Consider the following 24,308-nt stretch of genomic DNA (forward strand, 5'->3'; position numbering starts at 1 on the left):
GGCCGATCCGACCCGGCGGCTAGTGCGGGTGCGGGGTCAGCCCCATGAGTGAAACAAGCTCGTCCGCTGCGCGTCGAACGTCATCATTGATGACGGTGTGATCGAACTCCGGCTCAGCGGCAAGTTCTAGTTTAGCGGTTTCCAGTCTCTGCTGCTGTTCGTCGGCTGTTTCCGTGCCGCGGCCGACCAGGCGGCGGACCATTTCCTCCCAGCTGGGCGGGGCAAGGAAGACGAACTGCGCCTCCGGAACGGCCTGCTTGACCTGGCGTGCGCCCTGCAGATCGATCTCCAGCAGCACGGAGCGGCCATCGGCGATGGCCGCGTCCACGGTGCTTCGGAGCGTGCCGTAGCGGTTACGGCCATGGACCACGGCCCACTCCAGCAGCTCCCCGCCGGCCACCAGGGCATCGAATTCCTCGGCTGACTTGAAGAAGTAGTGAACCCCGTCCTGCTCCCCCGGCCGCGGCGGGCGGGTGGTGGCCGAGACGGAAAGCCAGACTTCAGGGTAGTTGTCCCGGATGTAGGTGGACACGGTGCCTTTGCCAACAGCCGTCGGACCGGCGAGGACTGTCAGTCCCGGTTTCTTGCTCACATATTCCTTTGGGCGTTATTCGGATGGACGTGATTCTCGTTCATAAAATCTACCAGCGCCCGGCGCTGGTGAATGCCGAGCCCCCGCAGCCTGCGGGACGCGGCAATCCCCAGATCGTCCATGATGGCGGCTGCGGTGACGCGGCCTATGCCGGGCAGCGCCTCCAGCATCTCGGAAACCTTCATTCGCGCGATGGCGGCATCGCCGTTGCCGGACGCGAGGAGGTCGGCCACGGAGAGCGTTCCTGACTTAAGCTGCTCCTTGGCTTCCGCCCGGGCCGCGCGGGCCGCTGCCGCCTTGCCCAGGGCCTCTGCGCGTTCCTGGTCTGTCAGGGGCCGCAAGCTCACTCAAGTCACCCCCGAATCGTCAGTCTGAACCACGGCAAAGGCCGTTGGAGTCCTCCTGAACCTACCCTTTGCCCGGCGCGGAAATCAATGGAGACGGAGATCAACGGATCAGCTGGCCAGCAGGGGCTCCAGAGTACGCGCAGTAGCCTCCCGGAGTCCGCCAACAGAGGGGCCCGCGGAGAGGATGTCCCGGCTTGAGGTGCCCAGGACCTGTGAGTAGGCGGCACCGAAGGTTGCCCGCAGATCAGCGGCCGTGGCGCCCTGCGCACCGAGCCCGGGTGCGAGGATGATTCCCCGCACGGCGGGCAGGTCCAGTTGCAGCTCCTGAAGGGCTCCGCCCACCGTCGCGCCCACTACCAGGCCCACCGAGCCCAGGTTGCCCTGGTACCGGAGGTTTTCCCCCGCCGCCGCCTCGGTGATCCGGCGCGCCACGGAATCCGCGCCGCCCACGTGCTGGACGGAGGCGCCTTCCGGATTGGACGTCAGCGCCAGGACGAAGACGCCGCGGCCGTAGTCAGCCGCCAGGTCCAGGGCCGGCCGCAGCGACTCGAAGCCAAGGTAGGGGCTCAGGGTCACCGAGTCCGCGGCCAGTGACGAGCCGTCCCGGAGCCAGGCGTCGGCATAGGCCGCCATCGTGGAGCCGATGTCGCCGCGTTTGGCATCGGCGATGGTCAGCACCCCGGCGCCGGCAGCGGCCGCGAGGGTGCGTTCGAGCACCGCCATGCCCGCCGAACCGTGACGTTCGTAAAGGGCCACCTGCGGCTTCACGGCGGCAGCGAGCGAACCTACCGCCTCCACGACGGTGAGCGAAAAGCGTTCCAGGCCGGCGGCGTCGTCGTTCAGTCCCCAGGCCTTCAACAGCGCCGGGTGCGGATCGATGCCCACACACAGCGGACCGCGGTCCGCCATGGCCCGGCCGAGCCGGGAGCCGAAGGACTCCCGGCCGGCCGTCACTGCTGCCGCTGGCTCAGCCATTCTGCAGGGCCTTAAGGTTCTCGGCGTGCTCCTGCAGGCTGGTCACGGACCATTCGTAGGTGCGCTGGGCTTCGATGGCCTGGACTGCTGCGTTGAACTCGGCCACCGTGGTGATGCACGGAATGCCGATGGACGTTGCCGCAGCGCGCAGTTCGTAGCCGTCGATGCGGGCCTCGCCGCCGGATGGCGTGTTGAAGACCATGTCGATCTCGCCGGCAATAATGAGGTCGGCAATGGTGCCTTCACCCTCGGCGCTGCTGCCCTCGGCGACCTTGCGGACCGGGGTTGCCTGGATGCCGTTGCGGCGCAGGACGTCCGCGGTGCCGCCGGTGGAGACGATCTCAAAGCCGAGGTCGGAGAGGCGCTTCACACCCATGATCACCGAGCGCTTGTCCCGGTTGGCCACGGAGACGAAGATCTTTCCTTCGGTGGGCAGGGCGTTGTTGGCGGCTGCCTGGCTCTTGGCGAAGGCGGTGTCGAAGTGCTTGTCGATGCCCATGACCTCGCCGGTGGACCGCATTTCCGGCCCGAGGAGGGAGTCCACGACCTTGCCTTCCGGCGTGCGGAAGCGGCTGAACGGCAGTACGGCTTCCTTGACCGAGACGGGTGCATCGAACGGCAAGGTGGAACCGTCACCGGTTTCCGGCAGCATCTTGTATGCGGTGCGGAGCTGGTTGATGGTCACTCCGGTGCCGATCAGTGCCGCCGCCTTGGCCATCTGGACGCCCGTGGCCTTGGACACGAAGGGCACGGTGCGGGAGGCCCGCGGGTTGGCTTCGAGGACGTACAGCACGTCGGACGCCAGGGCGAACTGGATGTTGATGAGGCCGCGGACGCCCACGCCCTCGGCGATGGCCAGGGTGGCGGTCCGCACGCGTTCGATCACGTTGTTGCCGAGCGTGATCGGAGGAAGCACGCACGCGGAGTCGCCGGAGTGGATGCCGGCCTCTTCAATGTGCTCCATGATGCCGCCGAGGTACATCTCGGTTCCGTCGTAGAGGGCGTCGACGTCGATTTCGACGGCGTCCTCCAGGAAGCGGTCGATCAGCACGGGGTGCTCGGTGGTGATCTCGGTGGCGTTGGCGATGTAGCGAGACAGGTTGGGCTCGTCGTAGACGATCTCCATGCCGCGTCCGCCCAGCACGTAGGACGGGCGCACGAGGACCGGGTAGCCGATTTCGTCGGCGATCTTCTTGGCATCCTCGAAGGACACGGCGGTGCCGTTCTTGGGCGAGATCAGCCCGGCCTCGTCCAGCACGCGGGAGAAAGCGCCGCGGTGTTCGGCGAGGTCGATCGCTTCCGGTGACGTGCCGAGGATCGGCACACCGGCATCGGCGAGCTGCTGTGCGAGCTTGAGCGGGGTCTGGCCGCCGAGCTGGACGAATACGCCCATGACGCCGCCGGTGCGCTCCTCCGCCGCGATGACTTCAAGGACGTCCTCGAGGGTCAGCGGCTCGAAGTAGAGGCGCGTGGAGACGTCGTAGTCCGTGGAGACGGTTTCCGGGTTGCAGTTGACCATGACGGTCTCGTAACCGGCTTTGCGGAGGGCCATCGAGGCGTGCACGCAGGAGTAGTCGAACTCGATGCCCTGGCCGATGCGGTTCGGGCCGGAACCCAGGATGATGATGGACGGCTTGGAGTGCAGCGCCACCTCGTCCTCCTCGTCGTAGGACGAGTAGTGGTACGGCGTGTAGGCGGCGAACTCAGCGGCGCAGGTGTCCACGGTCTTGTAGACCGGGCGGATGCCCAGCGCCTGGCGTACGCCGCGGACCACCGCTTCCTGGTTGTTGGTGAGGGCGCCGATCTGCTCGTCGGAGAAGCCGTGGCGCTTGGCGCGCTGCAGCATTTCCTGGGTCAGGGCGGTGGACTTGCGGATCTCCTGCGAGATCTCGTTCAGCAGCTGGAGCTGGTCCAGGTACCAGGGATCGATCTTGGTGGCCTCGAAGAGCTGCTCCACCGTGGCGCCGCCGAGCAGTGCGCGCTGCACCTGGTGCAGGCGTTCGGTGGTGGGCCGCTTGGACTTTTCGATGAGCTCCGGGACTTCCCATTCCGGAACGTGGCTGAAGTCCAGCTGCGAGCCCTTTTGTTCGAGGGAACGCAGGGCCTTCTGCAGGGCCTCGGTGAAGTTGCGGCCCATGGCCATGGCCTCGCCCACCGACTTCATGGTGGTAGTCAGCGTGGGATCCGCCGCCGGGAACTTCTCGAAGGCGAAGCGCGGAACCTTGACCACAACGTAGTCGAGCGTCGGTTCGAAGGAAGCCGGAGTCTTCTGGGTGATGTCGTTCGGGATCTCGTCCAGCGTGTAGCCCAGGGAGAGCTTGGTGGCGATCTTGGCGATGGCGAAGCCGGTGGCCTTGGAGGCCAGTGCCGAGGACCGGGAGACGCGGGGGTTCATTTCGATGACGACGACGCGTCCGGTGTGCGGTTCGACGGCGAACTGGATGTTGCAGCCGCCGGTGTCCACACCCACTTCGCGGATGACCGCGATGGAGATGTCGCGCAGGCGCTGGTATTCGCGGTCCGTGAGGGTCAGGGCGGGAGCCACCGTGATGGAGTCGCCGGTGTGGACGCCCACGGGGTCGAAGTTCTCGATGGAACAGACAACAACCACGTTGTCGTTCTTGTCCCGCATCATCTCCAGCTCGTATTCCTTCCAGCCGAGGATGCTCTCTTCGAGCAGGACCTCGCTGGTGGGGCTGTACTGCAGGCCCTGGCCGACGATCCGGCGCAGGTCGTCCTCCGTGTAGGCGAGGCCGGAGCCGAGGCCGCCCATGGTGAACGACGGGCGGACCACCATGGGGTAGCCGAGGTCTTCGGCCGCCTTCAGCGCCTCGTCCATGCTGTGGATGATGTGGCTGCGGGCGGACTCCGCACCGCAGCGCTCCACCACACCCTTGAACTTCTCGCGGTCCTCGCCAAGTTCGATCGCCGCGATGTTCGCGCCGATGAGTTCCACGTTGTACTTTTCCAGCACGCCGTTCTTGTCCAGCGCAATGGCGGTGTTGAGCGCCGTCTGGCCGCCCAGGGTGGGCAGGAGCGCGTCGGGGCGTTCCTTGGCGATGATCTTCTCCACCACCTCGGGGGTGATGGGCTCCACATAGGTGGCATCGGCGAACTCGGGGTCCGTCATGATGGTGGCCGGGTTGGAGTTGACCAGGATAACGCGCAGGCCTTCCTCCTTGAGGACGCGGAGAGCCTGGGTACCGGAGTAGTCGAACTCTGCGGCCTGGCCGATCACGATCGGGCCGGAACCGATGACCAGGACGCTCTTAAGGTCAGTTCTCTTGGGCATTACTTCTTGTCCTCAGTCTTGGAGTCGGTGGAAGTCTTTGCGGCGTCAGCCGTGGGCGATACAGCCGCGGGGGCGGCAGCCGCGGCCGCTGCCTTCGTGTCCGCCATCAGCTCGATGAAGCGGTCAAAGAGGTAGGCGGCGTCGTGCGGCCCCGAGGCGGCTTCCGGGTGGTACTGCACGGAGAAGGCGGGGATGTCCAGGCAGGAGAGGCCTTCCACGACGTCGTCGTTGAGGCTGACGTGGCTGACTTCTACGCGGCCGAAGCGCTCCTCGGGAGCCTGGGTGGCGCCGTCGAGCGGGGCGTCCACGGCAAAGCCGTGGTTCTGCGAGGTGATCTCAACCTTGCCGGTGCGGCGGTCCATGACGGGCTGGTTGATGCCGCGGTGTCCGTAGCGGAGCTTGTACGTGCCGAAGCCGAGGGCTCGGCCCAGGATCTGGTTGCCGAAGCAGATCCCGAAGTAGGGCAGCTTCTCGTCGAGCACCGAACGGAGCAGCTTGACCTGGTTGTCCGCGGTGGCGGGGTCGCCGGGGCCGTTGGACATAAAGAACCCGTCCGGGTTGACGGCCTTGACGTCAGCCAGGGTGGCCGTTGCGGGCAGGACGTGGACCCGGACTCCGCGTTCGGCGAAGCGGATGGGCGTCATCCGCTTGATGCCGAGGTCGATGGCGGCGATGCTGAAGCGCGGCTCGCCGTCCCAGCCCCAGTCCTTGGGCTCCACAATGTAGGCCTCGTCAACACTGACTTCCTCGGCGAGGCGGGCGCCTTCCATCGGGGCGCTGGCCAGCACGGCGTCGAGCAGTTCCTTGTCCATGGCTTTGGCTGCCTCGCCGGAGAAGATCCCGGCCCGCATGGTCTTGTGCTCGCGCAGGTGCCGGGTGATGGCCCGGGTGTCCACGCCCTGGATGCCCACGATGCCCTGTTCCACGAGCTCGTCGTCCAGGGAGCGCTCGGAGCGCCAGTTGGAGGGCCGGCGTGCGGCGTCGCGGACAATGTAGCCGGCCACCCAGATGCGGCGGGATTCGGCGTCGTCCCCGTTGACGCCGGTGTTGCCGATGTGCGGCGCCGTCTGGACCACCAGCTGGCGGGCGTAGGAGGGGTCGGTGATGGTCTCCTGGTAGCCGGTCATGCCGGTGGCGAAGACTGCCTCGCCGAGGGCTGTTCCGGTGGCGCCATAGCTGGTGCCGCGGAAGGTGCGCCCGTCCTCGAGCACCAGCACCGCGGGCAGGGAAGTTCCTTGTTCAGGTGCAGTAGCTGCGTTTGCTGTTACTTCGGTTTCTGTCACGTTGTTACTTTCCACTATCGGCATCTGCCTGAGGGGCTGCGGAGATCAATTCTTGAAAGGCTTCGAGGACGGCCGGTTTGTCGTCGGCCCGCCGCGTCCGGAACCCCGTATCCAGTTCGCGGCCGCCCAGCGTCCAGGTGACCACCAGGAGTCCGTCTTTTTCGACGAACTTTCCGGCCATGCCTCTGTCCTGGCGGACGCCGGTGAGCCTGTTTGCCGGGATAAACAAGGGACCGGCTCCGGAACGCTCGAACAGCACGCCTTCCGGGTGGACGGTAAGTTCGGCGTTGGTGCGGATCCCCAGGCCGCGGACGGCGATGCGGTCCAGCCAGTCGCCGGCCGTGGTGGTGGCAACGTACTGGCCGTCGGCGGCGGCAAGCGGAAGGCTCAGTTCCTCCGGAACGGCGGGGAGCTGTTCGACGTCGGACTGGCGCCGCAGGCGGTTGCGCCAGCCGAGGCCAATCAGGACCAGCACGAGGGCGATCAGCGGCAGCGTGATGACCAGCGTCAGGATCTTGTTGTCCATCAGTGCCCGCTGGCCGGCGCTGCGGCCGGGCCTGTTTCCTGGCCGGACCCGTGCCTGTACGGGGTGTTGAGCTCGCCGTTCAGGACGGTGGGGTGGCCCTTGAAGAAGGTCGCCACCACCTTGCCCGGGAGTTCCCTTCCGGCGAACGGAGAGTTACGGCCCATGGTTGCCATCTTAGAAGGGTCCACGGTCCAGCGTGCAGCCGGGTCCACCAGTGTGACGTTGGCGGGTTCGCCGGCCTCCAGCGGACGTCCCTGGTCCGCCACCCGTCCGATCACGGCGGGCACGATGGACGTGACGCGGGCGAAGTCGTCCCAGCCCATGAGGCCGGTTTCGATCATGGTCTCCTGGACTACGGACAGGGCCGTTTCCAGCCCGGTCATGCCCATGGCCGCCTGCGCCCATTCGCATTCCTTGTGTTCGCTCGGGTGCGGGGCGTGGTCGGTGCCGATGACGTCGATGGTGCCGTCCGCCAGTGCGGCGCGCAGGGCCTGGACGTCGGAGTCCGTGCGCAGCGGCGGGTTGACCTTGTAGACAGGATCGTAGCTGCGGACCAGTTCGTCGGTCAGGAGGAGGTGGTGGGGCGTCACTTCGGCAGTGACGTTGATCCCGCGGGCCTTGGCCCAGCGGATGATCTCCACCGAACCTGCCGTGGAAACGTGGCAGACGTGCAGCCTGGATCCGACATGCTGGGCCAGCAGGACGTCGCGGGCGATGATGCTTTCCTCGGCAACGGCGGGCCAGCCGGCCAGACCGAGTACGGCGGACACGTCGCCTTCGTTCATCTGGGCGCCGGCGGTGAGCCTGGGCTCCTGCGCGTGCTGTGCCACCACGCCGTCGAACGCCTTGACGTATTCGAGCGCACGGCGCATGAGAACGGGATCGTGGACGCAGATGCCGTCGTCGGAAAAGACCCGAACCCGGGCGCGGGAGTCGGCCATGGCGCCGAGTTCGGCGAGCTGCTCACCCGCGAGGCCAACGGTGACCGCACCCACGGGGCGGACGTCCACCCAGCCGGCAGCACGTCCCAGGGTGTGCACCTGTTCCACAACGCCGGCGGTGTCTGCCACGGGGTTGCTGTTGGCCATGGCGTGCACCGCGGTGTAGCCGCCGAGGGCTGCGGCCCGGGTGCCGGTCTCCACCGTTTCGGCGTCTTCGCGGCCGGGTTCGCGGAGGTGTGTGTGGATGTCCACCATGCCGGGCAGCGCCACCAGGCCGGCGGCCTCGATGACGGTGGCACCGTCAGCAGCGTCCGTGCCCGCCAGGTCGGTGCCGCGTGCGGCGATGATGCCGTCGCGGATCAGGAGGTCTTCGGCTGCGCCGCCGAGAATCGCTGCGCCGCGGATGAGGTATGCCCCGGGGGTGGCTGCATCCTGGTGATCGTGTGCCATCAGTGGCTCTCCTTGGTGGAATGGGCGGCGTTGGAATAGGCGGCGGTGGAGGCTGCGGCTGGTTCGCGGGTGTCCCCGGAGAGCAGCAGGTACAGGGCAGCCATGCGGACGGAGACGCCGTTGCGCACCTGTGCCAGCACGGTGGAACGGGGCGAATCCGCAGCCGCGGAGGAAATCTCCAGCCCGCGGTTCATGGGACCGGGGTGCATGATGATGGTGTCCTTCAGGCCCAGGCTGTCCAGGGCACGGAGGCGGTTGTCGTCGAACCCCCAGCGGCGGGAGTACTCGCGTGTGGTGGGGAAGAAGGAGGCGTTCATCCGTTCGCCCTGGACCCGCAGCATCATGACGGCGTCCACGCCCTTCGCCAGGGTTTCGTCCATGTCGTAGCTCACGCTGCAGGGCCATTGCCCGACGCCGATGGGCAGCAGGGTGGGTGGCGCCACCAGCGTGACCTCGGCACCGAGGGTGCGGAGCAGCCACACATTCGAGCGGGCCACCCGGGAGTGCAGGACGTCGCCGGCGATGGCGACGCGCATGCCCTTCAGGTCCGCGCCGGCGGACGGCGTCCCGTGAAGCCTTGCCCAGTGCCGCCGCATCGTGAAAGCGTCCAGCAGCGCCTGGGTGGGGTGCTCATGGGTGCCGTCGCCGGCGTTGATCACGGCGGCGTCGATCCAGTCCGTGGCCGCCAGCCGGTGCGGCGCACCGGAGGCCCAGTGGCGGATGACGACGGCGTCCGCCCCCATGGCGGCCAGCGTCTGGGCGGTGTCCTTCAGGGATTCACCCTTGGAGACGGAAGATCCCTTCGCGGCGAAGTTGATGACGTCCGCGGACAGCCGCTTCGCTGCCGCTTCGAAGGAGATGCGGGTGCGGGTGGAGTCCTCGAAGAACAGGTTCACCACCGTCCGGCCCCGGAGGGCGGGGAGCTTCTTGACTTCGCGGTCCCCCACGGCCGCCATCTCTTCTGCCGTGTCAAGGATGCGGACGGCGTTGGCCAGGCTGAGGTCTTCGGTGGAAAGCAGGTGCTTCATGCGCCTGCCTCGATGACCACTTCGTTGACCGGAGTGCCGTCAATGGAGTCGGTCTCTTCGAGCCGGACCCGGACCTTTTCGGAGGAGGACGTGGGGAGGTTCTTGCCGACGTGGTCTGCGCGGATGGGCAGTTCGCGGTGGCCGCGGTCAATCATGACTGCCAGCCGGACAATGCGGGGACGGCCAAGGTCAACGATGGCGTCCAGCGCGGCGCGGATGGTACGGCCGGAATACAGCACGTCATCAATCAGGACCACTACCTTGTTGTCGATGCCGGTGCGGGGCAGCTGCGTGGGATAGGGCGGCCGCGTTGGCTGGTGGGACAGGTCGTCCCGGAACATGGTGACGTCCAACTGGCCCACGATGGCGGCGGCATCCACGGCGGGATCGGCGGCGGCGATTTTCTTGGCCAGGCGCACGGCCAGCGGATAACCGCGGCGGGGTATGCCCAGCAGCACCAGATCCTGGGAACCCTTGTTGGCCTCGAGGATCTCATGGGCGATACGAGTGAGTGCACGGTCAATGTCCCCAGAGTTGAGCACAACCCTGGCCGGAACCGGTGCTTCTGTGACTGATGTCAACGCTCGTCTCCCCTTTCCCCGCCTCACGGGACGGAATTAAAAAAGGAACATTTGCTCTTCAAAATTACCACACGCAGCATCCCTGCCCGGCTGCCCGTCCGGCGCCGGGAGAGCGTTTAACATCACACCCGCGGGCTCGTGAGGCCTGCCCGGGGAGGCCTCTCCTCGCCGCCCGCCTGTCGCCTTGGTAGCGGCAGTTACAGGGACATAGGCTCAGTTCCATGACATCGAACGCGCCCTGGCCGCAGCAGGATCCGTCCGGCGGCCACAGGGACGGGCAACAGCCCCCCTGGCCCCGGCAGGACCTTCCGCAGCAGACCAACCCCACTTGGATGGGTCAGGTCCGGCCCGATCATTACCATGCGGCGCCTGCCAGCAACTACGCGGCTGCGGCGAACACCATCATGCCGCCGGCCGCGGTACGCAGCCGCTCCAGTGCCGGAGTGATCGGCCTCGTGGGCGGTGGCGGCTTCCTGGCTTTCGCCAGCCTCTTCCTGGTCCTCCCCTATCTTGTGGGCAACACCGGCATCACCGGGTTCGTGATCGGCTTCATCGCGTCACTGATTCCACTGGGCGCGGTCCTCCTGGCCGTGTACGTCATTGACCGCTGGGAACCCGAGCCCAAGCGCCTGCTGCTGTTCGCCTTCCTCTGGGGCGCCATGGTGTCCATCTCCGTCACGATGCTGATCCAGCCGTTCTTTGCCCTGGCGGCGGCTCCCCCGGCCGGCATGGACTACAGAACCTTTGCCGTCACCGTCCAGGCGCCCGTGGTGGAGGAATTCGCCAAGTCCCTAGGCCTGCTGCTGCTCCTGCTGCTGGCCCGGAAGCACTTCGACGGGCCGGTGGACGGCGTGGTGTTCGCGTTCACGATTGCGGGCGGGTTCGCGTTCACGGAAAACATCCTCTACTTCGGCCGGGCCATCGCCGAGTCCGATACACCGGGCGCCGACCTTGCGGTCGTCTTCTTCCTCCGGGGCGTCATGTCCCCGTTCGCCCACGCCATCTTCACCGGCACCACAGGACTCATCCTGGGCTTCGCGGCGCGGCGCTGGCACACGGGAATGGTGGTAGTGGCGTTCGGCGTCGGCCTGGTCCCGGCCATGATCCTGCACAGCATGTGGAACAGCATGGGCCAGAACTTCCTGCTCCAGTACATCGTGGTGCAGGTGCCCATCTTCGTGCTGGCCGTCGTCGTCATTGTGCTGCTGCGCGTGGCGGAGAACCGGCTGACGCGGCAGCGGCTTCTGGAATATGCGGCGGCAGGGTGGTTCACGCCGCCGGAGGTGGACATGCTGGCCACGGCCGGCGGGCGCCGTTCGGCGGTCCGGTGGGCGAAGCAATCGGGCCGGGGGCCGCAGATGAAGGCTTTCGTGCACTCGGCCACCCAGCTGGCCTTCATCCGGCAGCGGATCCTCAGCGGCCGGGACGTTCCCGCCCACCAGCTCGATGAGCACCGCCAGCTCGCGGAAATCACGGCCCGCCGGGACGCGGTCCTGCGCTGAGCAGGCAAACGAAAAGAGCCGGTGCCCGCCATGTTGGGCGGGCACCGGCTCTTCTCTTTGCTGCTAAGCCTCGAGCGGGCTCACGCCAGCAGCGAAGGCTTAAGCTGCTGGAGCCTTCCCAGCAGGCCGTTGATAAATGACGGCGACTCATCCGTGGACAGAGTCTTGGCGAGGGCTACGGCCTCGCTGACCGCCACGCCGTCGGGAACATCGTCGTTGTAGAGCAGTTCCCACGTGCCGATGCGCAGGATGATGCGGTCCACCGAAGGCATGCGCTCCAGGGTCCAGCCCTGGGAGTAGGTCTCCAGGAATTCGTCGATGGCGGCCTGGTGGGACACCACGCCCTCGACAATCTCGAGGGTGTAAGGGTTGACGATCTGGTCGGTTTTTTCACGGCGTGACCGCAGCACATCAAAGGCCGAGAGGGAGCGCTGCTCCGCCTCGAAGAGAACATCCAGGGCCCGGTTACGGGCCTTACCGCGGGCGCTCACTAGTCGTTGACCCGGCCGAGGTAGCTGCCGTCGCGGGTGTCGACCTTGACTTTGGTGTTGTTCTCAACGAACAGCGGAACCTGGATCTCGTAGCCCGTTTCCAGCGTTGCCGGCTTGGTGCCTGCCGAGGAGCGGTCGCCCTGCAGGCCCGGCTCGGTGTAGGTGATTTCGAGCACGACGCTCGGCGGCAGTTCAATGTACAGCGGGGTGCCTTCGTGGATGGCGATATTGACCAGCTGGTTTTCCAGCATGAAGTTGGTGGCGTCGCCCACCGTGGCACCGGAGACGGTGATCTGGTCGTAGTCCTGCGTGTCCATGAACACGAAGTCCGCGCCGTCCTGGTACAGGTACTGGTAGTCGCGGCGGTCAACAGTGGCGGTTTCGATCTTGAGGCCGGCGTTGAACGTCTTGTCGACCACCTTGCCGGACATAACGTTGCGCATCTTGGTACGGACAAAAGCGCCGCCCTTGCCCGGCTTGACGTGCTGGAACTCGATGATGTTCCAGAGCTGGCCCTCAAGCTTCAGCACGGTTCCGTTCTTGATGTCGTTTGTGGTTGCCACTGATATCCTCTGGTTTGTCTCTGACTGCCTTTAGCTGCCAGCCGGTTATTTCAGGCAGGCACGCCAAGGGGCGGCCAGCGAGTATTTGTCAAAAATCCAAGAACCATTCTACCGGTAATGCCGGCGGGCTGCTGCGACAGCCGCTACGAGGCCATTTCCAGGACGTTCCGGGCCCGTTGCAGCGCGACGGTGGAGGAGTAGATCAGCGCGGCATCCGCGGCCCCGGCGACCCGCAGGTCCAGGGCCTTGGCGAACTCCTCAACGGCGGCCGCGGTGTTGCCGCCGGCGTAGTAGGCGCGCCCGAGGTGCTGGTGCGCGAGGGCCTCCAGCCCGGTTCCCTGAACCTCGGCCAGGAGCTGGCGGTAAAGGTCCACGGCCCGGTCATAGCGCTTGGAAACCCGAAGGACTTCGGCTTCAAAGGCGCGCAGCCGGAAGGATTCGGGATCGTTGTAGCGGGCTTCGGCGAGGAGCTCCGCGGCGTCGCCGGCATGGCCTTCGGCCAGGAGGACCATGATGCGGTCCGCCGGATCGGAGGATGCCTGGAGCGCGGAGTTGCAGGCTTCTTCGTTGACGATTCCCGGCATCAGGGTGTCCGGGTTGATCTTGATGCCCGGGAACCCCGCATCCGGCCACTCGCTCGTGCCGCCCATAGCATCAATCATGACGTCGGTCATCATCAAGAGGCAATCTCCTGGTAGGCGGCGAACAGCAGGGACGTGTCCGGAACGTCCAGGATTCCCGGGCGGCCAATGCCGTCGAGCACCACAAAACGCAGCAGGTCGCCGCGTGACTTCTTGTCGCGGCGCATACCGTCCAGAAGCCCCTGCCAGCGGTCCCGGCGGTAGGTGATCGGCAGTCCCAGCGTTTCCAGGATCGTGCGGTGGCGGTCGGCGTCGGCATCGCTGAGGCGCCCCACGCTGCGGGCGAGTTCGGCGGCGAACATCATCCCCACAGACACGGCAGCGCCGTGGCGCCAGGAATAGCGTTCCACCAGCTCAATGGCGTGGCCCAGGGTGTGGCCGTAATTGAGGAATTCCCGCCGGCCCGTCTCTTTCAGGTCCTCAGACACGACGTCGGCCTTGACTGCAATGGCGCGTTCGATGAGCTCGCGCAGCACCGCTGACTGCGGATCGGTGACGGCGGACGGGTCCTTTTCAACAAGGTCCAAGATGGCGGGGTCTGCGATGAAACCGCATTTGATGACTTCGGCCATCCCGGAAATCAGCTCATTCCTGGGCAGGGTGTTGAGCGTGTCAAGGTCGGTGAGGACGGCGGCGGGCGGGTGGAACGCACCCACCAGGTTCTTGCCTTCGGCTGTGTTGATGCCGGTTTTGCCGCCGACTGCTGCGTCCACCATGCCGAGCAGGCTGGTGGGCATATGGATGACTTTGACTCCGCGGAGCCAGGTCGCGGCAACGAACCCGGCGAGGTCGGTCACGGCTCCGCCGCCGACCGCCACCACGGCGTCGGACCGGGTGAAGTCGTTTTGTCCCAGGACCTGCCAGCAGAACGCGGCGACCTGGATGTGCTTGCCTTCTTCGGCGTCGGGGATCTCGGCGGTGAGGGCGGTGAAGCCGGCCGAGGCCAGTTCATCGCGGACGGTGTCGCCGGTGAGCCGCAGCGCCCGCGGGTGGATGACCAGGACCCGTTTGACGCGCTCCCCCAGCAGTTCCGGAAGGCGTTCGAGCAGGCCGCGGCCCACAACGACGTCGTAGTTGTCAGCGGCAGTCTTGCCGGTGACTTTGATGACGGTTGATTCGCTACTCACTTTTCAACTTCCTTTGTTGCGGCCACTGGCTCCGCCGCTGCGGTCTGCGCCGCCGCGTACCCGCGCAGCGCCTCTTCCAGCCGATGCCCCAGATCCGCAACGGACCCCTTGCGGACATCGAAAACGAGATCGGCAAGCCGTTCATACACGGGCTGCCGGGTGGCAAACAGCGCACGCCAGCGGCCCATGGCATCGCCGGCCAGGAGCGGGCGGCCCGAATTCCGGGCAATGCGCTCCGAAACGGTGTCGGCGTCGCACTCAAGGTAGACAACGGTGCACCTGCCCAGCAGCTGCTGCGTGCCGGAATCAAGGACCGCTCCCCCGCCGAGGGAAATGACGGTGGCGGTGTTCTCCGCTTCTTCGATGACCCGGGCCACGGTCCGGGCCTCAATCTCGCGGAACGCACGTTCACCGCGGGCGGCGAAGATGTCCGCGATCGTGCCGTGGTTTTCAACGATCACGACGTCGGTATCGACAAACGCTGCCCCGAGCTGCTGTGCCAGCTGATGGCCGATTGCCGACTTGCCGACAGCCATGGGTCCGATAAGGGCGATGGGCCGTGATGGCGCAGCGCCGTTCCTGCTGCTGACGGGCACTACTGGCCGATCGAGTCCAGGGACGCCGGAATGTTGTCCAGGTAACCCTTGATGTTTCGTGCGGTCTCCGCGACCGAATCGCCGCCGAACTTCTCCGCCACTGCTTCGGCGAGGACCAATGCCACCATGGCCTCGGCCACGACCCCCGCGGCCGGGACTGCACAGACGTCCGAGCGCTGGTGGTGCGCCTTGGCGGCCTCCCCGGTGCTGACATCGATGGTTTTCAGGGCGCGCGGAACGGTGGCGATGGGCTTCATGGCGGCACGGACGCGCAGCACGTCGCCGATGCTCATGCCGCCTTCGATGCCGCCTGCCCGGTTGCTGGTCCGGATGATCCGGCCGTCGGAATCCTTGACGATTTCGTCGTGGGCGGCAGAGCCCCGGCGGGAAGCGGTCAGGAAACCATCGCCGACCTCAACGCCCTTGATGGCCTGGATGCCCATCAGGGCTGCGGCAAGCCGGGAGTCAAGGCGCCGGTCCCAGTGAACGTAGCTGCCGAGTCCGGGCGGAAGGCCATATGCCAATACCTCCACCACACCGCCGAGGGTTTCGCCTTCCTTGTGGGCGGCATCCACCTCGGCCACCATGGCGTCCGAAGTCTCCCGGTCGAAGCAGCGGAGGGGATCTGAATCGAGCGCGATCACGTTGGCGGGCACGGGCAGCGGGCGCCCTTCAGGCACGGAAACGCTGGCGATCGAAACTGTGTGGCTGACCAGTTCGATGCCCAGGTGCTTGAGGAACTGCGACGCCACGGTCCCCAACGCAACGCGGGTGGCGGTTTCGCGGGCGCTGGCGCGCTCCAGCACGGGCCGCGCTTCGTCGAAGCCGTACTTCTGCATTCCGGTGAAGTCAGCGTGGCCGGGGCGCGGCCGCGTCAGCGGTGCGTTGCGCGCCTGGTCGGCGAGGACCTCGGGGGCCACAGGGTCCGAAGCCATGATCTGCTCCCACTTGGGCCACTCCGTGTTGCCCACCTGGATGGCCACCGGACCACCCTGCGTAATGCCATGGCGCACGCCGCCCAGGACGGTAACGACATCCTGTTCGAACTTCATCCGGGCACCACGGCCGTACCCGAGGCGCCGGCGGGCCAGGGCATCGGCGATCTGGCCGCTGGTGAGTTCAACACCGGCAGGGACGCCTTCAATAATTCCGACCAGTGCCGGTCCATGGGATTCACCGGCAGTCAACCAACGCAACATAAAATCCATCCTGCCACGTAGGGCGGTTAGAACACTCGTCGAGGTGCCCCGACTGCGTCACACATCACATCTATGACTTCGGCCGTGACGTCGTCGCCAAGGCCGCTGAAAAACCGGACCTGCTCCACTGCCTGGTACAGCAGCATCTCCAGTCCGGGAACCACGGCGCCTCCCCCGTCGCGCCAGACGGAGGCAATGCGGCTGGGCCAGGGGTCGTACGCGACATCCAGCAGCACCCCCGGAGTCGGGATCCGGAGGGATGCCAGCTCCTCCGCCAGGGCGTCGGCCCCGTGCGGAGGGAGCGTGGAAATGACGACGTCGGCGGCGGCCATTGCGGGTGCCGCGCCGGAGAGCGGAAGAACGCGGACCGGAAGGCCCACGCCGTCGGAAGCGGCCCGTGCTTCCGCAGCACGCCCCACATCACGCACGTAGATATCAGCGGACTGCGCACCCAGATCCTTGAGCGCTGCGATCGCGGCAGCGGCGGTTCCGCCGCCGCCCAGGACCACGGCGGACGGGGCGGAGGCCACGCCGGCGTGGCGCACGGCGTTGACGATGCCCGCGACATCCGTGTTGTAGCCGATACGGCGGATGGACGGCCCGTCGGCTTCAAACACGACAGTGTTCACCACACCGAGGACGCGTGCCACCCCGCGGACCTCGTCCACTTCGGAAAACATGGCGGTCTTGAGCGGCATGGTGACGGACAGTCCGCGCCAGCCGGGCTCGTTGCGGACTGCTGCCATGAACGCCGGGAGGCCAGCGACGGTGACATCGACGGCGGAGTACTCCACGTCCACGCCGAGGCGGGCGTAGGCGGCACGGTGGAGTGCCGGGGACTGCGAATGGCCGATCGGGTGCCCAAGAACGGCAGCCTTCAAGGTCACGTGCAACGACCCGCGTTGGCGGCACACCAGGCGTTGTACTGCTCCACGTAGACGTTGTGCTCAGCCAGCGTCTTGGAGAACTTCGTCTCCTTGGTATCCAGGTTGATAGTCACCCAGTACATGTATTCGTTCGACTTCGGCTTGGCGGCCGCATCGATGGCATTCTTGCCCGGCGAACCGATGGGACCCACCGGGAGACCCTGGTTGGCGTAGGTGTTGTAGGGGTTCGACTTGTCAGCCTTCTGGTCCTCGTCGATGTGGAAGCTCTTGATTCCCAGCCCGTAGGTTACCGTGGCGTCGGACTGGATCAGGCCGGCCGTCTCGGTGTTGTTCGGCTTGAGGCGGTTGTAGATGGCACCGGCGACGTCGCCATACTCGGCCTGCCCGCCTTCGGCCTGCACGATGCTGGCAACCGTCACGACGTCGTACTGCTTCGCGGGATCCGTGACACCCTGAGCCTTGAGTTCGTCGACCGTGGTGGTCACGAGGTTTTGGAGGATCTCCTTGGCCGGTGTCCCCACCGGGAAGCGGTGCTCGCCGGGCGCCAGGTAACCCTCTAGGTTCTTGGCCTTCTCCGGCAGCCCGAACTGGACCGGGGAGTCGCTGAGGGCCTTCAGTTCCGTCACCGGGATGCCGGACCCCTGCGATATAGCCTGCAACGACTCGCCGATCCGCAGTCCGGCGCTCAGGGCGAAGTACATGACCTTGCCTTCGCCCTTGCCCAGCAGCACGGCCACGGCATCGGAGTTCTTCATTTCCTGGCGGAACTGGAAATCCCCTGGGGCAACAGTGCCCCCGGACGCGGTGAGCTCCCGCAGGAACGTGTCCGCATTGGCGACGACCTTCTGCTCCGCGAGCTTGGTGGCGACAGAGCGGGTGCCTTCACCGGGCTCCACGGATACATTCACTTCCCCGGTGCCGGGGCCGGGGTAGTCGGCGATGGTATCCCCGCCGAGCAGGGGTTTCAGGAACTGGGCTCCTACCACCAAGGCGGTGACGAAGACCCCGAGCGTCAGCAGGAGCGCCAGCCATCGGCGGCGGCGGCGGACCTTCTTGGACTTGGCCGGGGCGGCAGCGACGGTCGCGGCTCCGGCCATCAAGGGATGTTCCGGTTCGTCAAAGTGCTGCTCGGAGTGGTGTCCGGCTGCATAGACGTCGGCATCCTCGTAGACATGATGCGCCTCGTCCTCGTGGTGCACCGCGTAGCCCGCGTGCCCGATGTCGTCTGGGTGCCCGGCGTAGGGCGTGTGCCCGACGTCGTCGGGGTGCCCGGCGTAGGCGTGGTCCGCAGCGAAGTCCGGGTGAGCGGCTTCTCCGTGCAGGTCAGCGTGCGGATCATAGGCATCCGGCTCAGCGTGCGGGTCGCCCTCCGCGGAGGTTGCTTGGTGCACGGGTTCTTCGTGGTGCACGGGTTCCTCCTGGTGCGACGGCACGTTCTGGTACGCGGGTTCTTCGTGGCGCAATTCGTCGTGCGCAGCAGCATCGGGCTGAACAGCATCGTGCTGAACAGTGGGCGGCTCCGCCGGCATGGCGGGAGGAACCTGCGGCGAAGGGCCGGTTTCGAATGCCTGCGGTGGGACGACGTCGTTGCCTTCGGTCGTCAGGGATTTTTCCCTGGCCCGAATTTCCTTGCGCGTCAGCTGACGTCCGGAGTCGCTGAATTCCTCTCCCGAGGACTCGCCGCTGTTGACCGGGCTCACTGTAGCCTTCCATTTTCTGAAGATTGCACATTGATTCCTGAGACGGCCTGCCCTGCGTTTTCCGCTGCGGCGTCTCCGGACAGCCCCGGCTGGGAAGCCGCAAACACGCGGCTTCCTACATCCGTTCCCCTGGCTTTTTGCATGTCGATTGCGTGCTGCAGAATTCCTGCGGCGGCAACCTGATCCACTACCTTACGGTGATTCCGGCTGCTCATGCCAGCTTCGTGCAGGTTGCGGTGGGCCGTCACCGTACTCAAACGCTCGTCAATAAGCTGCACCGGAATGTCGGAACCGCGGCCCGCCAAGGCCTGCGCCAACAGTTCCGCGTAGTCCGTCGCCATCCTGGCCGACGCGTGCTCTTCACCCTTGAGGGTGCGCGGCAGGCCAACGAAGATCTGGACGGCGCCAAGTTCGGCGGCCAGAGCCGCCAGCACACGGACATCCGTATTCTTCTTGGCGTTCCGCTCCAGCGTCTTCAACGGTGTGGCCAGGATGCCGTCGCGGTCGCAGACGGCAACGCCCACGCGGACGGTGCCCACGTCCACCCCCAGTTTGATGCCTTGGGGGTAGGCGTCGGGTGCAGCAGATTGATTCACGGTCCGGTTATCGCCTCGTGATGGCGTCCACGACGGCGGTAAGCGCCGCCGGCACCTTCGCGGCGTCCGTGCCGCCGCCCTGGGCGACGTCGTCCTTGCCGCCGCCGCCGCCGCCGAGGATCCCGGCCGCGAGCCGAACGAGGGCTCCTGCCTTGACGCCCGCAGCACGGGCGGCTTCATTGGTGGCAACCAGGATCACGGGGCGGTCGTTGCTCACGCCTGCTACCGCGACTGCAGCGGCTTCGGAGCCGAGGCGGCTGCGCAGGTCGAGCGCCAGTCCGCGGAGGTCGTCAGCGCCGCTGACCTGTCCGGCGTCGTGGGCAATGACCTTCACTCCGGCCGCGTCCGTTGCCGTGCCGACCAGCTGCGCAGCGGCAGCGGTCAGCTGCTCCTTGCGCAGGCGCTCCAGTTCCTTTTCCACCGTCTTGAGCTTGGTGAGGGTGGTGGCGATGCGGTCTGCCAGCAGGCCCGACGGCACCTTCAGCATTTCCGTGAGCTCCGTGACCAGCGCGCGTTCGGCGGCGAGGTGGCGGAACGCCTCCATTCCCACGAAGGCTTCCACGCGGCGGTTCCCGGAGCCTACGGACTGGTCGCCCAGCAGCGAAAGGCTGCCGATGAGCGAGGTGTTGGCCACATGGGTGCCGCCGCAAAGCTCGCGCGACCAGGCGCCGTCGATCTCCACGACGCGCACTTCGTTTCCGTAGTTCTCTCCAAAGAGAGCCATGGCACCGAGCGCCTTGGCCTCCGCCAGTGCCATGACCTTGGTCTCCACCTGGAAGTTGTTGCGGATGGCGAGGTTGGAAACTTCCTCGATCTCTGAGCGCGTGGCGGCGCTGAGCCCCTCGCCCCAGGCGAAGTCAAAGCGCAGGTAGCCGGCTTTGTTGTAGGAGCCGCGCTGCAGCGCCTCCGGACCGAGGATCTGGTGCAGGGCGGCATGCACGATGTGCGTGCCTGTGTGTGCCTGTTCTGCGGAGTGGCGACGTTCGCGGTCCACCGCGGCCTGGACGAGTGAGTCCGCGCCGATTTCGCCCTCGCGGACGATCGCTTTGTGGACGCTCAGTCCCTTGACGGGCCGCTGGACGTCCAGGACCTCGACGACGAAGCCGTCGCCAGTGATGAGTCCGGTGTCGGCGGCCTGGCCGCCGGCCTCTGCGTAGAACGGGGTCTCAGCAAGCACCAGCTCGATTTCCTCGCCCGTGGAGGCCTGGGAGACCTTGCGGCCGCCGGAAAGGATGCCGCGGACCTTGGACTCGCCGGCGAGCTCTGTGTACCCGGTGAAGACTGTCTCACCCTCGGCAAGCAGCTCTTGGAAGGCGCTGAGGTCGGCGTGCGATCCCTTCTTGCCCTTGGCGTCCGCCTGGGCGCGCTGCCGCTGTTCCAGCATCAGCTTCCGGAATTCGGGTTCGTCGACCTTGAGGCCGGCTTCTTCCGCCATTTCCAGGGTCAGGTCGATCGGGAAACCGTAGGTGTCGTGCAGGGCAAACGCATCGGCCCCGGAGAGCGGCCGGCCGGCTGCCTTGGAATCCTTGACAGCGTCCTCGAGGCGGGCCGTACCGGACGCAATGGTCCGCAGGAACGCCTTCTCTTCGGCGTAGGCGATCCGGCTGATGCGGTCGAAGTCGGTCTCCACTACCGGGTAGACACCCTTCATCGCGTCACGGGAGGCGGGGAGGAGGTCCGGCAGGCACGCCTTTTCGACGCCCAGGAGGCGCATGGAGCGCACGGCACGGCGGATCAGGCGGCGCAGCACGTAGCCACGGCCTTCGTTCGAGGGGGTCACGCCGTCGGCGATCAGCATGAGCGCGGACCGGATGTGGTCGGCCACCACGCGCATCCGGACGTCGTCAGTGTGGTGGGGGTCGTCGGCGGACTCGGCGGAGGTGTATTCCTTGCCGGAGAGTTCAGCGGCCCTGTCGATGACGGGACGGACCTGGTCGGTCTCGTACATGTTCTCGACATCCTGCAGGATCATCGCCAGGCGCTCCATGCCGAGGCCGGTGTCGATGTTCTTCTTGGGCAGCTCACCCGTGATGTCGAAGTCCACCTTCGAGCGGACGTTGTCGATCTGGTACTGCATGAACACGAGGTTCCAGATTTCGACGTAGCGGTTCTCGTCGGCGATCGGGCCGCCCTCGACGCCATAGGACGGACCGCGGTCGTAGTAGATCTCGGAACAGGGGCCGGCCGGACCGGGCTGGCCGGTGGACCAGTAGTTGTCCGCCTTGCCCATCCGCTGGATCCGCTCGGCGGGCATGCCCGTGTTCTTGAGCCAAAGCTGCTCGGCTTCGTCGTCCTCTTCGTAGACCGTGACCCAGAGTTTCTCGGGCGGCAGGCCGTAGCCGCCGTCGTCAACGCCCGTGGTGAGCAGTTCCCAGGCGAACTTGATGGCGTCTTCCTTGAAGTAGTCCCCGAAGGAGAAGTTGCCGCACATCTGGAAGAACGTGCCGTGGCGTGCGGTCTTGCCGACTTCCTCGATGTCGCCGGTGCGGATGCACTTCTGCACGCTGGTGGCGCGGTTGTAGGGCGCCTCTTCGCGGGCTGTGAGGTACGGAATGAACGGCACCATGCCGGCCACCGTGAACAGCAGGGAGGGGTCGCTGGAGACGAGGGATGCGGATGGCACCGCCGTGTGGCCCTTGCTGACGAAAAAGTCGATCCAGCGCTTGGTGATCTCCTGCGACTTCATAACCTGGTTACTTACCCTTCTTGGCTCACGCGTTCAGCCGCGTGACAGTTTGATTCAGATGGCAGTACCGAAATACCTGGGTACTGCCCGTTTAATTCTCCCGCAACTGCGGCTAGCGCCGCACCACGTCCTGGGTGTCGATGCCCAAGGCTGCCCTCAGGTCGGATTCCCGTTCCTGCATGCCGTCCCGGACCGCGTCAGCGAAGTCGTAGATGCCGTCGGCGAGCCGGCCCACCGCCCGGTTGAGGCCTTCCGGCCCAAGGGTGGACTGGGCTTCAGTGATCTTACGGAAGGCGATCACGCCAATGGCGACGCCGATTCCCATCCAGAGGATTCTTTTCATTGGGTGCTCCGTCAGGATTAGCGGCTGCGGCGGCCGGTGGCGGGTTTCTTGCGGGCGGACAGGGCGGAGCGGACTCCGTAGCTGAAGGCTGCCACCTTGATCAGCGGGGATCCCACAGTTGCCGCCACGAGGGAGGAAAGCGCGGAAATGTTGGCCGAAGCGTCCGAGACGTTGGACGAGATGCCGTCAACCTTCTTCAGTTGCTGGTTCGTGGTGGAGACCGTGGCCGTGACTTCGTCCATGAGGGGCGTGGCGCCGTCGCTGATCGAACGGATGGACGTCCGGACTTCGTCAAAAACCCGTCCAAGCTTCAGGATGGGCACGGCGAGTAGCAGCACCAGGAGCGCAAACACCCCTGCCGCGATCAGGCCGGCAATATCGCCACCAGACATAGACGTTCATCTCCTTGTGTTTCCGTGGAATGCTGCGGGTTCCGCACCGGCATCATGGCCGCTCTTGCGGAACTCCCCCCAGTACCTTACATACAAAGAAGCCCGCGGCGCTTGCCACGGGCTTCTTTGTATACGCTGCTTTTATTTAGCGTGCGTAGAATTCGACGACGAGCTGCTCTTCGCAGGTTACGGGAACCTCAGAGCGCTTCGGGCGGCGAACCAGGCGGGCCTGCAGGGCGTCAAGCTTGACGTCCAGGTAGGCCGGAACCTGGGGCAGGACGTCGCGGTGGGCGCCGGCTGCTGCAACCTGGAACGGAGGCATGGTCTCGCTGCGGCTGTGGACGTGGACCAGCTGGCCCTCGGAGACGCGGAAAGACGGGCGGTCAACGCGGATGCCGTCAACCAGGATGTGGCGGTGCACAACCAGCTGGCGGGCCTGGGCGATGGTGCGGGCGAAGCCGGCACGCAGCACGAGGGCGTCGAGACGCATTTCGAGCAGTTCGATCAGGTTTTCACCGGTCAGGCCCTTGGTGCGGCGTGCTTCTTCGAAGGCACGGGTCATCTGGGCTTCGCGGATGCCGTACTGGGCGCGCAGGCGCTGCTTTTCGCGCAGACGTACGGCGTAGTCGGAGTCCTGCTTCTTGCGGGCACGGCCATGCTCACCGGGGCCGTACGGGCGGCGCTCCATGTACTTGGCGGCCTTGGGGGTCAGAGCAATGCCGAGTGCACGCGAGAGGCGTGCGGTACGGCGAGCACGAGTGTTGTTAGCCACTTGTGTCCTTCCAATATCTGCGGTGTGTCAGTGTTACTGGCCTCCACGATGGAGAGCATCGGCCAACCGCTGCCTTTTGCTACTGGGCACAGGCGTAACCTCACGAACAGCATGAAATGCTGAATATCAGTGGGATTGCGCGTCCGTGCCTTGCCAGACAACGAACAATCCTACCATGATGAGGCCTGCCGCCCCGGCCGGGTCCAGCCTGCCTGGTCCTGCCTGCCTGGTCCTGCCTGCCTGGTCCTGCTTGCCGGCCGGTTCAGTTATCGCGCATCAGATACGCGCGTGAACGCCGCGGCTGGCCGGCCGGCCGAAGGAAGCGGCGCCCAGGAACTCGACGGCGATGAACGGCTGGTTGCCCACCACCCACTCGTCGTGGCCCGGAGGCAGCGTGTAGGTGTCATTGGCATGGATCGTGGAACGGCCTCCGTCGGCGGTTTCCACTTCCAGCACACCGGACACACAGAATCCGAGGTGGTTGTGCAGGCAGAAGTCGGTCTTCTCGAGGGGCTTGATGCTCTCCGACCACCGCCAGCCGGGGTTGAGGATCAGCCGGGTTACTGAGTAGTCGTTGACAGTGACAAGGTCGAATTCCGCCTTGTCAGGGCAGCGCTTCTTATCGGGCATGTCAAAGGACTTCACGGACACTGCTGTGACGAAATTTACGGACATGGGACACTACCTCGGAGCTGGAAAGAGACCTGGGAACTGAAAGAGGACGCATGAAGGTTGTGCCAAGCTGATGCTGTGCCGGCCGCCGACCTGTGGCCTGGGTGTACGAACAACCGGCATTTG

24 protein-coding genes are annotated in these 24,308 nt (G+C 66.0%); 1 reads left to right on the forward strand and 23 read right to left on the reverse strand.

The window, feature by feature from the left end; translation table 11 throughout:
* Nucleotides 1-19: 19 nt before the first annotated feature.
* The 9 genes from gmk to pyrR all read right to left on the reverse strand — a co-directional run bounded on the left by gmk (nucleotide 20) and on the right by pyrR (nucleotide 10,015).
* Nucleotides 20-592: a guanylate kinase gene (gene gmk, locus WMN78_RS17725; protein WP_305941179.1), complete on the reverse strand. Its 573-nt coding sequence runs from the start codon at nucleotides 590-592 to the stop codon at nucleotides 20-22.
* Nucleotides 589-939 carry an integration host factor, actinobacterial type gene (gene mihF, locus WMN78_RS17730; RefSeq protein WP_340535050.1) on the reverse strand — a complete coding sequence of 117 codons (351 nt, stop codon included), beginning with the start codon at nucleotides 937-939 and terminating at the stop codon, nucleotides 589-591. The genes gmk and mihF overlap by 4 nt, the downstream gene beginning before the upstream one ends.
* A 108-nt stretch (nucleotides 940-1,047) precedes the next feature.
* A complete protein-coding gene (pyrF, locus tag WMN78_RS17735) occupies nucleotides 1,048-1,914 on the reverse strand; it encodes an orotidine-5'-phosphate decarboxylase (protein ID WP_340535051.1) in 867 nt (288 codons plus the stop codon).
* Nucleotides 1,907-5,206, reverse strand: coding sequence for a carbamoyl-phosphate synthase large subunit (carB, locus tag WMN78_RS17740; protein ID WP_340535052.1), 3,300 nt, complete (start codon nucleotides 5,204-5,206; stop codon nucleotides 1,907-1,909). Before carB ends, pyrF begins: the two co-directional genes overlap by 8 nt.
* A complete protein-coding gene (carA, locus tag WMN78_RS17745; RefSeq protein ID WP_340535053.1) occupies nucleotides 5,206-6,513 on the reverse strand; it encodes a glutamine-hydrolyzing carbamoyl-phosphate synthase small subunit in 1,308 nt (435 codons plus the stop codon). Before carA ends, carB begins: the two co-directional genes overlap by 1 nt.
* Nucleotides 6,494-7,015, reverse strand: coding sequence for a hypothetical protein (locus WMN78_RS17750; RefSeq protein ID WP_340535054.1), 522 nt, complete (start codon nucleotides 7,013-7,015; stop codon nucleotides 6,494-6,496). Before WMN78_RS17750 ends, carA begins: the two co-directional genes overlap by 20 nt.
* Entirely contained in the window at nucleotides 7,015-8,406 is a 1,392-nt protein-coding gene (locus WMN78_RS17755) for a dihydroorotase (protein WP_340535055.1), read from the reverse strand. The genes WMN78_RS17750 and WMN78_RS17755 overlap by 1 nt, the downstream gene beginning before the upstream one ends.
* Nucleotides 8,406-9,434: an aspartate carbamoyltransferase catalytic subunit gene (locus WMN78_RS17760; protein ID WP_340535056.1), complete on the reverse strand. Its 1,029-nt coding sequence runs from the start codon at nucleotides 9,432-9,434 to the stop codon at nucleotides 8,406-8,408. The genes WMN78_RS17755 and WMN78_RS17760 overlap by 1 nt, the downstream gene beginning before the upstream one ends.
* Nucleotides 9,431-10,015, reverse strand: a complete 585-nt coding sequence (gene pyrR, locus WMN78_RS17765; RefSeq protein ID WP_340535057.1) for a bifunctional pyr operon transcriptional regulator/uracil phosphoribosyltransferase PyrR — start codon at nucleotides 10,013-10,015, stop codon at nucleotides 9,431-9,433. The genes WMN78_RS17760 and pyrR overlap by 4 nt, the downstream gene beginning before the upstream one ends.
* A 221-nt stretch (nucleotides 10,016-10,236) precedes the next feature.
* Between pyrR and WMN78_RS17770 the strand changes: the two genes are divergently transcribed.
* Nucleotides 10,237-11,517: a PrsW family intramembrane metalloprotease gene (locus WMN78_RS17770; RefSeq protein WP_340535058.1), complete on the forward strand. Its 1,281-nt coding sequence runs from the start codon at nucleotides 10,237-10,239 to the stop codon at nucleotides 11,515-11,517.
* A gap of 80 nt (nucleotides 11,518-11,597) precedes the next feature.
* Here the strand turns inward: WMN78_RS17770 and nusB are convergent, their stop codons facing one another.
* The 14 genes from nusB to WMN78_RS17840 form a co-directional block, all read right to left on the reverse strand.
* Nucleotides 11,598-12,008: a transcription antitermination factor NusB gene (gene nusB / locus WMN78_RS17775; protein WP_011692113.1), complete on the reverse strand. Its 411-nt coding sequence runs from the start codon at nucleotides 12,006-12,008 to the stop codon at nucleotides 11,598-11,600.
* Nucleotides 12,008-12,571, reverse strand: a complete 564-nt coding sequence (gene efp, locus WMN78_RS17780; RefSeq protein ID WP_340535059.1) for an elongation factor P — start codon at nucleotides 12,569-12,571, stop codon at nucleotides 12,008-12,010. The genes nusB and efp overlap by 1 nt, the downstream gene beginning before the upstream one ends.
* Nucleotides 12,572-12,714: 143 nt before the next feature.
* Entirely contained in the window at nucleotides 12,715-13,248 is a 534-nt protein-coding gene (locus WMN78_RS17785) for a tetratricopeptide repeat protein (RefSeq protein WP_340535060.1), read from the reverse strand.
* Nucleotides 13,248-14,339, reverse strand: coding sequence for a 3-dehydroquinate synthase (gene aroB, locus WMN78_RS17790; protein ID WP_340535062.1), 1,092 nt, complete (start codon nucleotides 14,337-14,339; stop codon nucleotides 13,248-13,250). Before aroB ends, WMN78_RS17785 begins: the two co-directional genes overlap by 1 nt.
* Nucleotides 14,336-14,875: a shikimate kinase gene (locus WMN78_RS17795; protein WP_340535063.1), complete on the reverse strand. Its 540-nt coding sequence runs from the start codon at nucleotides 14,873-14,875 to the stop codon at nucleotides 14,336-14,338. Before WMN78_RS17795 ends, aroB begins: the two co-directional genes overlap by 4 nt.
* Before the next feature lie 59 nt (nucleotides 14,876-14,934).
* Nucleotides 14,935-16,134: a chorismate synthase gene (gene aroC, locus WMN78_RS17800; RefSeq protein WP_340535064.1), complete on the reverse strand. Its 1,200-nt coding sequence runs from the start codon at nucleotides 16,132-16,134 to the stop codon at nucleotides 14,935-14,937.
* A 26-nt stretch (nucleotides 16,135-16,160) separates the two neighbouring features.
* Entirely contained in the window at nucleotides 16,161-17,021 is an 861-nt protein-coding gene (locus tag WMN78_RS17805) for a shikimate dehydrogenase (RefSeq protein WP_340535065.1), read from the reverse strand.
* Entirely contained in the window at nucleotides 17,018-18,550 is a 1,533-nt protein-coding gene (mltG, locus tag WMN78_RS17810; protein ID WP_425341175.1) for an endolytic transglycosylase MltG, read from the reverse strand. The genes WMN78_RS17805 and mltG overlap by 4 nt, the downstream gene beginning before the upstream one ends.
* A gap of 167 nt (nucleotides 18,551-18,717) precedes the next feature.
* On the reverse strand, nucleotides 18,718-19,317 hold the full coding sequence (gene ruvX, locus WMN78_RS17815; RefSeq protein WP_340535068.1) for a Holliday junction resolvase RuvX: 600 nt from the start codon (nucleotides 19,315-19,317) through the stop codon (nucleotides 18,718-18,720).
* Nucleotides 19,318-19,324: 7 nt separating this feature from the next.
* Complete coding sequence (alaS, locus tag WMN78_RS17820) at nucleotides 19,325-22,003, reverse strand: alanine--tRNA ligase (protein ID WP_340535070.1); 2,679 nt, start codon at nucleotides 22,001-22,003, stop codon at nucleotides 19,325-19,327.
* A 112-nt stretch (nucleotides 22,004-22,115) separates the two neighbouring features.
* Complete coding sequence (locus WMN78_RS17825; protein ID WP_305941194.1) at nucleotides 22,116-22,346, reverse strand: DUF6167 family protein; 231 nt, start codon at nucleotides 22,344-22,346, stop codon at nucleotides 22,116-22,118.
* Nucleotides 22,347-22,363: 17 nt separating this feature from the next.
* Nucleotides 22,364-22,738, reverse strand: a complete 375-nt coding sequence (locus tag WMN78_RS17830) for a DUF948 domain-containing protein (protein ID WP_011692124.1) — start codon at nucleotides 22,736-22,738, stop codon at nucleotides 22,364-22,366.
* Nucleotides 22,739-22,883: 145 nt separating this feature from the next.
* Complete coding sequence (gene rpsD, locus WMN78_RS17835; RefSeq protein ID WP_078027880.1) at nucleotides 22,884-23,510, reverse strand: 30S ribosomal protein S4; 627 nt, start codon at nucleotides 23,508-23,510, stop codon at nucleotides 22,884-22,886.
* 276 nt (nucleotides 23,511-23,786) lie between these two features.
* Nucleotides 23,787-24,185, reverse strand: a complete 399-nt coding sequence (locus WMN78_RS17840; RefSeq protein ID WP_340535071.1) for a cupin domain-containing protein — start codon at nucleotides 24,183-24,185, stop codon at nucleotides 23,787-23,789.
* Nucleotides 24,186-24,308 lie beyond the last annotated feature (123 nt).

This window comes from Arthrobacter oryzae, from assembly GCF_037911235.1.
Classification (GTDB): Bacteria; Actinomycetota; Actinomycetes; order Actinomycetales; family Micrococcaceae; genus Arthrobacter; species Arthrobacter oryzae_E.

What these genes read in the sequence shown, in the direction of transcription:
- WMN78_RS17760 (WP_340535056.1), bottom strand. Translation starts at nt 9,434, where the DNA reads ATGAAGCACCTGCTTTCCACCGAAGACCTCAGCCTGGCCAACGCCGTC.
- WMN78_RS17840 (WP_340535071.1), bottom strand. Translation starts at nt 24,185, where the DNA reads ATGTCCGTAAATTTCGTCACAGCAGTGTCCGTGAAGTCCTTTGACATG.
- carA (WP_340535053.1), bottom strand. Translation starts at nt 6,513, where the DNA reads ATGCCGATAGTGGAAAGTAACAACGTGACAGAAACCGAAGTAACAGCA.
- pyrF (WP_340535051.1), bottom strand. Translation starts at nt 1,914, where the DNA reads ATGGCTGAGCCAGCGGCAGCAGTGACGGCCGGCCGGGAGTCCTTCGGC.
- WMN78_RS17770 (WP_340535058.1), top strand. Translation starts at nt 10,237, where the DNA reads ATGACATCGAACGCGCCCTGGCCGCAGCAGGATCCGTCCGGCGGCCAC.
- WMN78_RS17830 (WP_011692124.1), bottom strand. Translation starts at nt 22,738, where the DNA reads ATGTCTGGTGGCGATATTGCCGGCCTGATCGCGGCAGGGGTGTTTGCG.
- mltG (WP_425341175.1), bottom strand. Translation starts at nt 18,550, where the DNA reads ATGCCGGCGGAGCCGCCCACTGTTCAGCACGATGCTGTTCAGCCCGAT.
- WMN78_RS17825 (WP_305941194.1), bottom strand. Translation starts at nt 22,346, where the DNA reads ATGAAAAGAATCCTCTGGATGGGAATCGGCGTCGCCATTGGCGTGATC.
- WMN78_RS17795 (WP_340535063.1), bottom strand. Translation starts at nt 14,875, where the DNA reads ATGGCTGTCGGCAAGTCGGCAATCGGCCATCAGCTGGCACAGCAGCTC.
- WMN78_RS17750 (WP_340535054.1), bottom strand. Translation starts at nt 7,015, where the DNA reads ATGGACAACAAGATCCTGACGCTGGTCATCACGCTGCCGCTGATCGCC.
- aroC (WP_340535064.1), bottom strand. Translation starts at nt 16,134, where the DNA reads ATGTTGCGTTGGTTGACTGCCGGTGAATCCCATGGACCGGCACTGGTC.
- alaS (WP_340535070.1), bottom strand. Translation starts at nt 22,003, where the DNA reads ATGAAGTCGCAGGAGATCACCAAGCGCTGGATCGACTTTTTCGTCAGC.
- WMN78_RS17755 (WP_340535055.1), bottom strand. Translation starts at nt 8,406, where the DNA reads ATGGCACACGATCACCAGGATGCAGCCACCCCCGGGGCATACCTCATC.
- WMN78_RS17785 (WP_340535060.1), bottom strand. Translation starts at nt 13,248, where the DNA reads ATGATGACCGACGTCATGATTGATGCTATGGGCGGCACGAGCGAGTGG.
- carB (WP_340535052.1), bottom strand. Translation starts at nt 5,206, where the DNA reads ATGCCCAAGAGAACTGACCTTAAGAGCGTCCTGGTCATCGGTTCCGGC.